Genomic DNA, 12,460 nt, shown 5'->3' with positions numbered 1-12,460 from the left:
GGTCAGGTGGCGGGCGTGTCGTCGCCGTCCGGCCACACGGTGTATTTGTCCATCTCGCGTTCCAGCCCGGCCTGTATCGCCGCGGGGGATCGCAGTTGCCCGGCGTGGCGCAGGTTCTCGTAGCGCGGGGCGTCCGGGTTGCAGTAGAGGATGCCGACCGGGATCGGATCTTCGAGAGACGCGAGCTGCCGTGCGCGGTCAAGGTTGATCGGGTCGTGCTCGCAGTGATTGCGATACACCTTCGCGAGCGAGGCACTGAGCTGGATGCCCTTGGCGTGGGTCAGCATCATCGTGCGCATCGGGTCGTGCAGCCACGGGTCGAAGGATTTGGGCATGAACTCCGGGCAGCGCTGCAGCACCCGCACCAGCGAAAAGCCCTCATGCCGGTAGGCGGCATGCAGGATGTCGTAGAGCACTTCCGGCACCCAATCCACCGCCTGCGCCACGAACGACGCGCCCTGCACGCCGAGGGATACGGTCAGCGGGTTCATCGGCTCCAGCGTGGCGCCGAAGGGTGTGGTGTTGGTCTTCAGGCCACGCGGCGAGGTGGGCGAGGCCTGCTTTTTCGTCAGCCCGTAGACGTGGTTGTCGTGCAGCACCACGGTCAGGTTCATGTTGTAGCGCAGCGCGTGGATCCAGTGCGCCGCGCCGATGCTGCAGCAGTCGCCATCGCCAGTGCTGACGAACACCTTCAGATCCGGCCGCGCCATCTTGATGCCCTCGGCCACCGGGAAAGCGCGGCCGTGAATGCCGTGGAAGCCGTAGGTCTTCATGTAGTGCGGCAGGCGGCTGGAGCAACCGATGCCGGAAACGAACACGGTGTTCTCCGGTGCCAGATCCTCTTCGCTGCACAGGCGCTGCATCGCGGTGAGGATTGCGTTGTCGCCGCAGCCGTTGCACCAGCGCGGTACGCCGCCCTGATAGTCCTCCAGCGCGTGGTGCGCTTCGTGCAGTTTGAGTACGCACGGGCTCAGCAGTCCGCTCATGATTCGCGCTCCTTGCGTTGCATGGCTTCTCTCACCACGCGGCAGATGTCACCGGGCTTGATCGGCTGGCCGCGTGCCTCACTCCAGCAGTCGACATCGACCAGGAATCGTGCGCGCAGCATCATCGCCAGCGCCGAATAGCGGCGGTTGTCTTCGTCGATCAGTTCGTCGGCGGGCTTGTCTGACCAGTTGCCTTCTATCGTCATCACGTGCTTGAAGCGCTTGAAGATCTCGCGGATGCCCGAGGGCATCGGCTGGATGAAACGCAGGTGCATCGCCGACACCGCAAGCCCTTCCTTGCGCAGGCGGGTGACCGCTTCTTCGATCGCGCCCATCGTGCTGCCCCAGCCAACCAGTAGCATGTCGCCCGAATCTCCGCCGAACACGACGGGTGCCTTCAAGGTTTTCTGCAGCGCGGCGAGCTTCAGGCTGCGCGCGCGTAAGCCCTCTTCATTGATCGCCGGGTCGTAGGCGACACGGCTGTTGCGGTCGTGCGCGAGCCCGGTCAGCGTGTGCATGCCACCCGGCTGGCCCGGCTGGAAGCGGCGCGAGAGCCCGGTAACAGGGTCCCAGTCGTAGGGTTTGGCGCCGGGCGGTACCGGGGTCTGATCCACCGGCGGCGCAAGCCAGTCTTCGCTGAACTGTGGCCGCGGGAAGGGTTGCTGCGCGGTGGCGAGGCTGGCGTCGGAGAGCACCACCACCACCATGCCGAAGGTCTCAGCGATCTTGCGCGCGGTGATGATCGAGTAGAAACAGTCCTCGATCGAACTGGGCGCCATCACCACTTTAGGCGCGTCGCCATGGCTGCCGTAGATCGCGGTAAGCAGGTCGCCCTGTTCCACCTTGGTCGGCTGGCCGGTGCTGGGGCCGCCGCGCTGCACATTCACCACCACCAGCGGAATCTCCGCCATCACCGCAAGGCCCATCGCCTCCTGCTTGAGCGAGAAGCCGGGGCCGGAGGTGATCGTCACCGCGCACTTGCCGGCGTAGCTCGCGCCAATCGCGAAGGCGCAGGCGGCGATCTCGTCCTCGGCCTGATGCACCAGTCCGCCCACCTTCTCGAATATCTCGCTGAGGTAATGCGAGGCCGAGGTCGCCGGCGTGATCGGGTACATCGCGCAGATGTCCATGCCGGATGCGATCACGCCCAGCGCGATCGCAGTGTTGCCGTTGACCACGATCTGCGGCGCTTGCGAACGCTGCGCCGGGATACGGTAGCGCATGGGCAGGTTGGCCTCGCCCCACGCGGCGCCGGCTTCGTAGAGCATCACGTTGCTCTCGATCACCTTCGCATCCTTCTTGCCGAAGATGCGCGCGATCTGCTCGCGCGCGAGCCGCGCATCGAAGCCGTAAAGGTTGCACAGGATGCCCAGCACGAACATGTTCTTGCCCTTGCGCGGGTCGCTCACCAGTTCGCGGCAGCGTTCTTCCAGCGGCACTTCGTGCACATCGAAACCGTCGCGCCGCAGCGCTGCCACCGTTTCGGTGTAGGAGGCGACGATGGCCGGATCGCGGTGGCTGCGCCACATCGATTCGAGCAGGATCGTTGCGCCTGGCTTGAGCTCGCCGGCGCGCACGCGGCCGATCAGCACCTGTTCGTTGAAGGCGACCACCATTTCGGTCTGGTCGCCGCCGTTGGTGACGCGCTGCGCACCGATGCGGATGCGGATGCCGCTTGCCCCGGCAACGCTGCGCGCCGGCGGCTGGATCTCGGCAGGGATGATCTCGGTCGTCCAGATGCCGTTACCCATGCGGGCAGCGATGGCGGCCAGCGATTGCCCGCAGCGCTGCGCGCCTTCGCCGGAATCGCTGATCACTTCGATGATGTGCTCGGCGAGCGGCAAGGCGGCGCGCGCTGCGGTGTTCGACGGACGATCCAGGGTGGCGGTGTCGCTCATGAGGCGGTCTCCGGCAAGTGCACGCGGGCGAAGCCGCGTTCGCGGCGCGGGATGCCGAACAGGCGTTCGGCGGGGTCGGTGGGCGCGGCGAGGTACACCGCATCGGTATCGCGCAGGCCAAGATAGGCTTTCATTGCGCGTGCGGCGCGGCGGCCGGCGCCCATGGCCTGGATCACCGTTGCCGCGCCGGTGACGATGTCGCCGCCGGCGAATACCCCGGCGATTGAGGTGGCGAGTGTGTCGTCGGTCCAGATGTAGCCGCGCTTGTCGAGCTTCAGGCCCGAGGTCTGGCCGAGGATCGGGTTGGCGTTGGTGCCGATCGCGAACACCACCATGTCGCACTCGATCTCGAACGCGCTGCCCACCACCGGTACCGGGCGGCGGCGGCCGGAGGCATCCGGCTCGCCCAGTTCCATCCGCTCGCAGCGCATTGCGCGCACCCGGTGCTGCTCATCGCCGATCAGTTCAACCGGGCTGGTCAGCCACTGGAAGTCGATGCCTTCCTGCTGCGCATGGTGGATCTCTTCGGCGCGGGCCGGTGCTTCGGCGGCGCTGCGGCGATACACGCAGGTGACCTTTTCGGCGCCCACCCGCAGCGCAACGCGCATGGCGTCCATCGCAGTGTTGCCGGCGCCGATCACCGCCACATGCTTGCCCGGCTGCAGTGGCGTGTCGTAGGCGGGGAAGTCGCGGCCGTGCATCAGGTTGCAACGCGTCAGCCATTCATTGGCCGACAGCACGCCGCCGAGCGATTCGCCCGGGATGCCCATGAAGCTGGGGTAGCCCGCACCGGTGCCGACGAACACCGCCGAGAAATCCATCTCGCCCATCATCTGTTCCAGCGTGAACAGGCGCCCGACCAGGGTGTTGCACTCGAAGCGGATGCCGAGCTGCCGCAGCTTGTCGATTTCCACATCGACCATGCTGTTGGGCAGGCGGAAATCCGGGATGCCGTACTTCAGTACGCCGCCCGGCTCCTGGAAGGCCTCGAACACCGTGACCTCGCAGCCCGCCTTGGCCATGTCCGCCGCGCAGGCCATGCCCGCCGGGCCAGAGCCGACGATGCCCACCTTGTGCCGGTTGCGCTCGATGTAGGGCAGGTTGGTCCAGCCTTCGGCGATCGCCCTGTCGCCGATGAAGCGTTCCAGCCGACCGATCGCCACCGGTTCCAGCCGCTCGCCCACGGTGCATACGCCTTCGCACTGGCTCTCCTGCGGGCACACCCGGCCGCACACGCTGGGCAGCAGGTTGGTGTCGGTGATCACGTCGTAGGCGCCGTGGAAGTTCTTCTCGGCGATCTTGCGGATGAAGCCGGGGATGTCGATGCCGACCGGGCAGCCGCGCACGCAAGGCTGGTCGGGGCAGTCGAGGCAGCGCTCGGCTTCCAGCAGTGCGTCTTCCTCGCGGTAGCCGCAGGCGACCTCCTTGAAATTGGTGATGCGGATCTCCGGCGCCTGTTCCGGCATTGGCGTGCGCGCCTGCGGAATGGTGCGGATCGTCTTTTTCTTGGCCATGCTGGCCTCCTGCTCGCGGTGGCGAGAGACGGGTTCAGTGTCCGGCGCCGCCACGCAGGCGGCAGCTTTCCTGCCACGCTTCGAGCGCGGCTTTTTCGGTGGGGCGGAAGCGGCCCAGGCGGGCCATCAGGTCATCGAAATCGACCAGGTGGCCGTCGAAGTCCGGCCCGTCGACACAGGCGAACTTCACGACCTCGCCGATCTTCACGCGGCAGCCGCCGCACATGCCGGTGCCGTCCACCATCACCGGGTTGAGGCTGACCATGGTCTTGATGCCGAACGGGCGGGTGGTCTCGGCACAGCCCTTCATCATGATCGGCGGGCCGATCGCCACCACTTCGTCGATGTCGGCATGTGCGCTGATCGATTGCTTGATGCCTTCGGTGACGAGCCCCTTGAGGCCGGCCGAACCATCGTCGGTGCACAGGATCAGCTCGTCGCAGCAGGCGCGGAACTTGTCCTCCCAGAAGATCAGCCCCTTGTTGCGAAAGCCCAGCACGCCGATCACGTAGGCGCCGCTTTCCTTGTAGGCGCGGGCCTGCGGATAGATCGGCGCAACGCCAAGGCCGCCGCCAACGCAGATCACTTTCTTGGCTGCGCCGATATGGCTCGGAATGCCCATCGGCCCGACCAGCGCATGCAGGCGGGTGCCGACGCGGCAGTTCTGCTGCATCTCGCGCGTGGTCTTACCGACGGCCTGGATCACCAGCGTGATCGTGCCCTTGTCGCGGTCGAAATCCGCGAGCGTGAGCGGGATGCGTTCGCCGTGTTCGTGTTCCATCACGATGACGAACTGGCCGGGCTTGGCGGCGCGCGCCATCAGCGGATGGCGGACCTCAAGCGAGAAGGTCACGTCGGAAAAATCCGTGCGTGCGACGATTTCGAAGTCGGACATGGCACCCCCCCCGAGGAACCAGATGATCACGACCGCGCTCTGTTGGTGTTGCTGCGCGAGACCTCGCCCCTGTGTCTATGTTTTGGCGCGATGGGGCGTCGGTCAGTGCCGAGACTAGTCTTGCGTGGCCGGAAAATCTTGCCGTGGATCAATCTGCGCACCAGCACAGTGCGCCAGATCAAACGCTGCCTACGCAGGCCGCGTGTTGCGCCGGAGGGGCCTCAGGCGGAGGGGGTGGATTGCTGCGCTGCGCCGCACAGCCAGCGCGCGAACGCGATCACCCAAGGCTTGTCGTTCGCGCCCGGCGCGGCGAGCAGGTAGTAGCTGCCTTGCGCCAGTTCGGTTGCAAAGGGCCGCACCAACTGGCCGTTCGCCAGCAGCGGCGCGGCGAGCGTGGTGGTGGTGAGCGCGATGCCCTGGCCCGCGGCGCAGGCGTCCAGCATCAGCGCGCCATCATCGAAGCGCGGCCCCTCGCTTGGCTCGGCGGCCTGCACACCGGCCGCGGCGAACCACGCTGCCCATGACAGCAGCGGGTGCCGCAGCAGGCGGGCGTGAAGCAGATCCGTCGCTTGCTTGAGTTCGCGCGCGTGATCTGGGCGGCACACCGGGAACACCGCTTCGTCAAACAGCTTCCAGCCGTCCAGCCCCGCCGGCACGGCTTCGATGAAACGGATCGCGAGATCGACCTCGCCGCGCTGTACCGGATCAAGCCGGGTAGAGGTGGACAACGCGAACTCGATCTGCGGATGCAGCGCCTGATAGGCCGCGAGGCGCTCGACCAGCCAGGCGCGCCCGAATGCCGGCGCAACCGACACCGACAGTGCACGATGGCCATCCGCATGAACGCGTTCGGTGGCGCGTGCGAGTGCATCGATCGCCGGCGCCACATCGGCGTGGTAAGCGGCACCGGCGGCGGTGAGGGCGACGCTGCGATGGCGGCGCTCGAACAGCCGCAGGCCGAGCGTCGTTTCCAGCGCGCGGATACGGTGGCTGACCGCGGAGGGGGTCAGCGCAAGCGATTCCGCCGCGGCAAGGAAACTGCCCAGGCGCGCGGCGGCATCAAAGGCCTCAAGGTTGGCGAGCGGCGGCAGCCGACGCATCGGGCGGCGTGGGCCTCAGACGCCCTGCGCGACCGGCCGTGCCGGGTCGGCGCACCACTCGCTCCACGATCCGGCGTAAAGCCGCGCGCCACCGAGGCCGGCCACTTCGAGTGCCAGCAGGTTGTGGCAGCCGGTAACGCCGGAGCCACACTGACTCACCACCTGATCCGGCGATCGCTCGCCGAGCCGCGCACGCCATTCCTCGGCGAGTTGTGCGGCGGGTTTGAAGCGGCCGTCCGGCCCGAGGTTGTCGCGGAAGAAGCGATTGATCGCGCCCGGGATGTGGCCGCCAACCGGGTCCAGCGTTTCGTTCTCGCCGCGGAAGCGATCCGGCGCGCGGGCATCCACAACCTGAAATGCACCGGAAGCGAGATTCGTCAGCAGCTCGTCTGCACTGACGGTCACGGCACCCGCGCGCAGGCTCAGGTTTCCTTCCGGCAGGTTCAGCGGCGCGTCGGTGCTGATCGGCAGCGACGCGTCGCGCCATGCGGGCAAGCCACCGTCGAGTACCGCCACCGCGTCGTGCCCGACCCAGCGCAGCATCCACCACAGGCGTGCGGCGTACATGCCGCCGGCGTCGTCGTAGGCGACGACTTGCGTGGTGTCCGAAACGCCGTGGCGCCGCATCAGGGCGACGAAGTCTTCGGCGGCGGGCAGCGGGTGGCGGCCATTGCGGCCTGTCTTGGTGCCTGAAAGGTCGTCGTCGAGATGCAGGAAGCGGGCGTAGGGGATGCGGCCCGCGGCAAACGCGTCGCGGCCGTAATCCGGTTTGGCGAGGTCGTGGCGGCAGTCGAACACCACCAGCGAAGGCGCCCCGAGGCGCGCTGCGAGCGCAGGCGCCTCGACCAGCGTATGCCAGGTGCTCATTCGGCAGCGTCTCCCGCCAGCCACGCGCGGGCCATGATTTCGTCGTCGAACAGGCGCAGCTCGGCGTTGATCAGCGATTGCTCCAGCCAGGCGCCGATCGAATCGAGATCACTGGTCGTGAGTACTGCGATGCGGCCGTCCTCGTTCTTGTAGCGGCGGGCGAAACGGTAGTCCTCGATCGCGGCGTCCAGCGTGAGGCCGTTCATCTCGCGCAGATCGACCAGCGCGCGCAAGGGCGCACCAGTGCCGATCGCTGCTTCGATCTGGGCTTCGAACTGGCGGAAATCGGCCAGCGTGAGTTCTCCGAACACGACTGCCTCGACGCAGTTGTCACGCAGTTCTGCAGTGATCATCACGCACTCCTTGTGGATGGGACACGCCCATTATCCGCGCGGGGCACGCTGCGCTTCAATGCGGGGCATCAATTTAGTGCCCGCGTCGTCGCAGTTCAGTCCGTTTCAGCCGGCGGTGCGGGTTTGCGCGAGAGCCGCCCGGCGAGCGCGCCCGACAGCACGACCGCGACGATCCCGACCAGCGCGAGCGGGTCCAGCCGCTCGCCCCAGATCGCAGCGCCAAACATCGCGGCGAACACGACCGTGGTGTAAGAAAGGGAGGCCGCCACGAGCGTTTTGCCATAGCGGTAGGCGCGCGTCATGGCGAGTTGTGCGAGTGCGCCAAAGCCGCCGACGCCGAGCAGAATGGCGGCGTCGGTGAGCGTCCATGCGCCAGCGTGCGGTTTGAACAGCGCGAACGGCAGGCCGCCTGCGGCGCACACGGCCGAGAACCAGAACACCGTGCGCCATTCCGGCTCACCGGCTTCGCCGAGCTTGCGTACGTTCAGGTAGGCCACCGACGACAGCGCGCCGGAGCACAGCCCGAAGACCGCGCCGTACCAGAGTGCCGGGTCGATGCTGGGCTTGAGCACCATCGCCACGCCGGCCAGGCCGATTGCCAGCGCGCCCCACATGCCGCGCCGCATCGGCTCATGCGTGAGTACCGCGACAAGTCCTGCGAGCCACAGCGGCGAGGTGTAGTTGAGCGTCACGGCAGCCGCCAGCGGTAGCGTCACGATGGCCAGGAAGTAAAGCACCAGCGCAACGAAGCCGGATACCGAGCGTGCAAGGTGGGTGCGCCACAACGGAGTCATCACCGGGCGCCCTTGCCATGCGATCCAGGCACCGATCAGCAGCAGCGATACGAAACCCCGCCAGAACACCAGTTCGGCCGCATTGAAGCGCGCCGCGCCGAGCTTTACGCAAGCGCCCATGCACGCGAACAGCAGGCTCGCGACGAGCATCCAGAGTGATCCCATCGGCGCCGGGATCCGTTCAGGCGGGGTAGATGGCGCCGAGCACGCGCGGCCCGCGCGCCCCCGTAACCTCAGGCAGGTTGCCCGCGCTGCCGGCGAGGCAGCACTGCGCCAGCCATGCGAACGCGAGCGCCTCAAGGTAGTCGGGCGATACGCCCAGTTCCGCTGTCGAGGCGACGCGTACGCCCGGTGCGAGCGCAGTCAGTCGCCTCATCAAGCTCAGGTTATGCACGCCACCGCCGCACACCAGCAGCGCATCAGGGCGGCCGCATTCGCGCCGGGTGGCATCTAGAATGCTGCGCGCGGTCAGTTCCAGCAAGGTGGCCTGTACGTCGACCGCCGTGTGGTGACTTAGTACCAGCGTATCGAGCCAGTCGAGGTTGAATTCCTCGCGCCCACAGCTCTTTGGCGCGGGTTGGGCCAGGAAAGGGTGGGCCAGCAGAGTCTGAAGCAGATCCGGCTGCACGGTGCCTTGCGCGGCCCATTGTCCGCCCGCGTCGTAAGCGGTGCCGAGATGCCGCGCAGCCCAACCGTCCAGCAGCATGTTGCCGGGGCCAGTGTCGAACCCCCGCGTTGCGCGGCCCGGTGCGAGGTCGGTTACGTTCGAGATGCCACCCACGTTGAGCACCACGCGGTGCTCGCGCGCATCGCGCAGGATGCGGTCGTGGAAAGCCGGCACCAGCGGTGCGCCCTGTCCGCCCGCCGCGATATCGCGGTTGCGGAAGTCCGCAACGACCGTGATGCCGCAACGCTCTGCGAGCAAGGCGGGTTGATTCAGTTGCAGGCTGTAGCCGAGCGCGGGCTGGTGACGAACCGTCTGGCCATGGCAGCCGACCGCCGCGACATCTTCCGCCGCCAAACCTGCGGCTTGCAGTGCGGCCTGGGTGGCCTCGGCGTAGAGCGCTGCGAGGCGCACCGACAGTTCTGACGCACGGCGCAGTTCGTCGTGCCCCGCGGCATTCAGCGCCAGCAGCGCGTCGCGCAGGTCTGAGGGGTAGGGGACGAAGGCGTTGGAAACGACGCGTGGATGCGGCGTCGCGAAATCCGCGATCACGGCATCCACGCCATCAAGGCTGGTGCCGGACATCAGCCCGGCAAACAGCGTCGTTTGTTTGCTCACTCCGCGCGTGCGACGCGAGAGGTCGGCGCCGCGTCGTTCAGCTGCGCAATGATCGTTGCGCTGTGCTGGCGGAAGCGCGCCAGTTCGCTGCCCGACAGCGGCGGTGCATCGGGCAGGATGACTTTCAGCGGATCCTTGTGCTCGCCGGCGACACGGAATTCGTAGTGCAGATGCGGGCCGGTAGAGGAACCCGTATTGCCCACTGCGCCAATCGTGTCGCCCTGATGGATACGCTGGCCCTGGCGCACATCGATGCGCGACAGGTGGCCGTAGGCGGTGGTGATGCCGCCAGCGTGCCGCAGCACGATGAAATTGCCGTAGCCGCCCTGGCGGCCGGCGAATTCCACTGTGCCGTCGGCCGTCGAGCGCACGCGGGTACCGATCGGTGCGCCGTAGTCGACGCCCTTGTGTGCGCGCATCGTGCCGTAGATCGGGTGCATCCGCATGCCCATGCCGGAAGTGACACGGGAAAACTCCAGCGGCGAGCGCAGGAAGCCGCGTTTCAGACTCTTGCCCTCGGCGGTGTAGTAGTCACCGCGACCGCCGTTCTCATTCCACACAGCGGTGTAGCGACGGCCGTCGTTCACGAACTCGGCGCCCAGAATCCGACCCGTCTTGACCGGCATGCCACGGTGGTAGAGCACTTCGTAGATCACACGGAAATGATCGCCGCGGCGCAGGTCGCGGTGGAAGTCGATCTCCGAGCCGAAAATCTCCGCGAGGCCGACCGCAACTGAATCCGGCAGACCGGCTTCGTCCGTCGCGCCGAACAGCGAGTTGCGGATCTCCGCCGACTTCGCCTGGATACGGGTGTCGAACTCGACCGCTACATCGCGTACGACGATGGCGCCATTGCGTCGCTCGACAAGCAGCTGCCGGTCTGAAGAACTACCGGGCAAGGAAAGCGACAGCACGCGGCCGCCCGCTGTCATCGACGCATTGACCACCGCACCCGGCGACAGCCGGCGCATGGTGTTCTGAGCGAGCGAGTGCGTGCGCAAGAGGTCTGCGACCTCGGGGTCATCAATATTGAGGCGCTGCAATAACGACGCCAGCGTGTCGCCACGCTGAATACGATCTTCGCGGAAGAAGGCTGCGTCGTCAGGAAGAAGCTCGGCTTCGGGCGAAACAAGCAGGTTTTCGATGACAGCCTTCTGGTTGATCGTCGTGGCGTCGGGGCCAGGGATGACCGCAACCGCAGCCACCATGCCGAACACCGAGGCGCCGGCAATGCCGACCCCAGACCAAAACCAGACAGGACCCTGCTCTTTAAGTCCCTTAAGCCGCGCTAGAATAGAAACTTTTGTGTGGCTCATTTGCAACTGGCCGCGCGGTTAAATGCGGGCGATAGTAGCAAATTTCACGTTTCCGGATAGAAGGCATGACAGCGATCACTGAGCAACTCGAACTCATCAAGCGCGGCTCCGACGAACTCCTGATCGAGGCCGAACTGGTCGAGAAACTCAAGACTGGCCGTCCTCTCCGCATCAAGGCGGGCTTCGATCCGACCGCCCCGGACCTGCATCTCGGTCACACGGTGTTACTAAATAAGATGCGGCACTTCCAGGATCTGGGACATCACGTGATGTTCCTGATCGGGGACTTCACCGCGTTGATCGGCGATCCGACCGGCAAGAACGCCACGCGCCCACCTTTGTCGGCCGAGCAGGTCGTCGCGAACGCCGAGACCTATAAAGAGCAGGTCTTCAAGATTCTTGATCCGGCAAAGACCGAGATCTGCTTCAACGCCTCCTGGTTCAACGAGCTGGGCGCCGCCGGCATGCTCAAGCTCGCAGCGACACATACGGTCGCCCGGATGCTCGAGCGCGACGACTTCGCGAAGCGCTTCGGCAACAACCAGCCGATCGCCATCCATGAATTCTTGTATCCGCTCTGTCAGGGCTACGACTCGGTCGCGATGAAGGCTGACGTCGAGCTCGGCGGCACGGACCAGAAATTCAACCTGCTGATGGGGCGCGAGCTGCAGAAGCATCACGGCCAGGCGCCGCAGGTCGTCTTGATGATGCCGCTGCTCGAGGGCCTGGATGGCGTTAACAAGATGTCCAAGTCGCTGGGCAACTATGTTGGTATCAACGAACCTCCGCGCGACATGTTCGGCAAGCTGATGTCCATCTCGGACACGCTCATGTGGCGTTACTACGATCTGCTGTCTTTCCGCTCGAATGCTGAGATCGGCGCGCTCAAGGCTGAAGTGGCGGCGGGCCGTAATCCGCGCGACGTCAAAGTGGAGCTCGCTCAGGAAATCATCTCGCGTTTCCATGGCCGCGCCGCGGCTGACGATGCGCTCGCCGACTTTGAAGCGCGCTTTCAGCGCAATGCAATTCCTGACAACGTTCCGGATGTCACCGTTGAGGTTGGCGGCGGCATGGCGATCGCTCAGCTCCTGAAGCAGGCGGGCCTCACAGCCAGCACCTCGGAAGCGATGCGCATGATCGAACAGGGCGGCGTGCGTGCTGACGGCGAAAAACTGTCCGACAAGAGCTTGGTAGTAAACGCCGGCAGCGTGATGGTTCTTCAGGTCGGCAAGCGCAAATTCGCACGCGTTACAGCGGCTTGAGTATTGGTCCGAGTTTTCGCCGTCTGACCAATTAAGATTGTGAGATGGCGAAACCTGAATTTAGCAGATTAATTTGCCCTGGCAGTTGACGCCGTTTCAGCAGGTCGCTATAGTCTCACCTCTCTGCTGCTGACGAAGTGAAAGCAACGGCGCAGCAGGGTTTCAAGCGGTTCTGGCTGTCGCGAAACGCGGC

Annotated in this window: 11 protein-coding genes; 1 reads left to right on the top strand and 10 read right to left on the bottom strand. The window is 65.9% G+C overall.

Annotated elements, in window-relative coordinates; translation table 11 throughout:
- Nucleotides 1-2: 2 nt before the first annotated feature.
- The 10 genes from ACE3P0_RS04840 to ACE3P0_RS04795 form a co-directional block, all read right to left on the bottom strand.
- Complete coding sequence (locus ACE3P0_RS04840; RefSeq protein ID WP_374400420.1) at nt 3-986, bottom strand: thiamine pyrophosphate-dependent enzyme; 984 nt, start codon at nt 984-986, stop codon at nt 3-5.
- Complete coding sequence (locus ACE3P0_RS04835) at nt 983-2,884, bottom strand: 2-oxoacid:acceptor oxidoreductase subunit alpha (RefSeq protein WP_374400418.1); 1,902 nt, start codon at nt 2,882-2,884, stop codon at nt 983-985. The genes ACE3P0_RS04840 and ACE3P0_RS04835 overlap by 4 nt, the downstream gene beginning before the upstream one ends.
- Entirely contained in the window at nt 2,881-4,398 is a 1,518-nt protein-coding gene (gltA, locus tag ACE3P0_RS04830) for an NADPH-dependent glutamate synthase (protein ID WP_374400415.1), read from the bottom strand. Before gltA ends, ACE3P0_RS04835 begins: the two co-directional genes overlap by 4 nt.
- Nucleotides 4,399-4,432: 34 nt before the next feature.
- Nucleotides 4,433-5,293, bottom strand: a complete 861-nt coding sequence (locus tag ACE3P0_RS04825; RefSeq protein WP_374400413.1) for a sulfide/dihydroorotate dehydrogenase-like FAD/NAD-binding protein — start codon at nt 5,291-5,293, stop codon at nt 4,433-4,435.
- Between the two features lie 221 nt (nt 5,294-5,514).
- Nucleotides 5,515-6,393 carry a LysR substrate-binding domain-containing protein gene (locus ACE3P0_RS04820; RefSeq protein ID WP_374400411.1) on the bottom strand — a complete coding sequence of 293 codons (879 nt, stop codon included), beginning with the start codon at nt 6,391-6,393 and terminating at the stop codon, nt 5,515-5,517.
- A gap of 15 nt (nt 6,394-6,408) precedes the next feature.
- On the bottom strand, nt 6,409-7,260 hold the full coding sequence (locus ACE3P0_RS04815; protein WP_374400409.1) for a sulfurtransferase: 852 nt from the start codon (nt 7,258-7,260) through the stop codon (nt 6,409-6,411).
- Nucleotides 7,257-7,613, bottom strand: coding sequence for an STAS/SEC14 domain-containing protein (locus ACE3P0_RS04810; protein ID WP_374400407.1), 357 nt, complete (start codon nt 7,611-7,613; stop codon nt 7,257-7,259). Before ACE3P0_RS04810 ends, ACE3P0_RS04815 begins: the two co-directional genes overlap by 4 nt.
- 95 nt (nt 7,614-7,708) lie before the next feature.
- The gene (locus ACE3P0_RS04805; RefSeq protein WP_374400405.1) at nt 7,709-8,572 is read right to left on the bottom strand and encodes a DMT family transporter; all 864 of its coding nucleotides are present in this window, start codon (nt 8,570-8,572) and stop codon (nt 7,709-7,711) included.
- 16 nt (nt 8,573-8,588) lie between these two features.
- Nucleotides 8,589-9,689 (bottom strand): anhydro-N-acetylmuramic acid kinase, encoded by a 1,101-nt coding sequence (locus tag ACE3P0_RS04800; protein WP_374400403.1) that lies wholly within the window; start codon nt 9,687-9,689, stop codon nt 8,589-8,591.
- Entirely contained in the window at nt 9,686-10,897 is a 1,212-nt protein-coding gene (locus ACE3P0_RS04795) for a M23 family metallopeptidase (protein ID WP_374400401.1), read from the bottom strand. Before ACE3P0_RS04795 ends, ACE3P0_RS04800 begins: the two co-directional genes overlap by 4 nt.
- A gap of 173 nt (nt 10,898-11,070) precedes the next feature.
- Between ACE3P0_RS04795 and tyrS the strand changes: the two genes are divergently transcribed.
- Complete coding sequence (gene tyrS, locus ACE3P0_RS04790) at nt 11,071-12,267, top strand: tyrosine--tRNA ligase (RefSeq protein WP_374400398.1); 1,197 nt, start codon at nt 11,071-11,073, stop codon at nt 12,265-12,267.
- Nucleotides 12,268-12,460 lie beyond the last annotated feature (193 nt).

Origin of the sequence: Niveibacterium sp. (assembly GCF_041909475.1) — a bacterium.
Classification (GTDB): Bacteria; Pseudomonadota; Gammaproteobacteria; order Burkholderiales; family Rhodocyclaceae; genus Niveibacterium.
The sequence above is the reverse complement of the archived record's forward strand: the minus strand, read 5'-3'. Positions and strand labels throughout refer to the sequence as shown.

Excerpts from the sequence above, each read along its gene's own strand:
- ACE3P0_RS04840 (WP_374400420.1), bottom strand. The coding sequence starts at position 986 with ATGAGCGGACTGCTGAGCCCGTGCGTACTCAAACTGCACGAAGCGCAC.
- tyrS (WP_374400398.1), top strand. The coding sequence starts at position 11,071 with ATGACAGCGATCACTGAGCAACTCGAACTCATCAAGCGCGGCTCCGAC.
- ACE3P0_RS04805 (WP_374400405.1), bottom strand. The coding sequence starts at position 8,572 with ATGGGATCACTCTGGATGCTCGTCGCGAGCCTGCTGTTCGCGTGCATG.
- ACE3P0_RS04820 (WP_374400411.1), bottom strand. The coding sequence starts at position 6,393 with ATGCGTCGGCTGCCGCCGCTCGCCAACCTTGAGGCCTTTGATGCCGCC.
- ACE3P0_RS04795 (WP_374400401.1), bottom strand. The coding sequence starts at position 10,897 with ATGGTGGCTGCGGTTGCGGTCATCCCTGGCCCCGACGCCACGACGATC.
- ACE3P0_RS04825 (WP_374400413.1), bottom strand. The coding sequence starts at position 5,293 with ATGTCCGACTTCGAAATCGTCGCACGCACGGATTTTTCCGACGTGACC.
- ACE3P0_RS04810 (WP_374400407.1), bottom strand. The coding sequence starts at position 7,613 with ATGATCACTGCAGAACTGCGTGACAACTGCGTCGAGGCAGTCGTGTTC.
- ACE3P0_RS04815 (WP_374400409.1), bottom strand. The coding sequence starts at position 7,260 with ATGAGCACCTGGCATACGCTGGTCGAGGCGCCTGCGCTCGCAGCGCGC.
- gltA (WP_374400415.1), bottom strand. The coding sequence starts at position 4,398 with ATGGCCAAGAAAAAGACGATCCGCACCATTCCGCAGGCGCGCACGCCA.
- ACE3P0_RS04835 (WP_374400418.1), bottom strand. The coding sequence starts at position 2,884 with ATGAGCGACACCGCCACCCTGGATCGTCCGTCGAACACCGCAGCGCGC.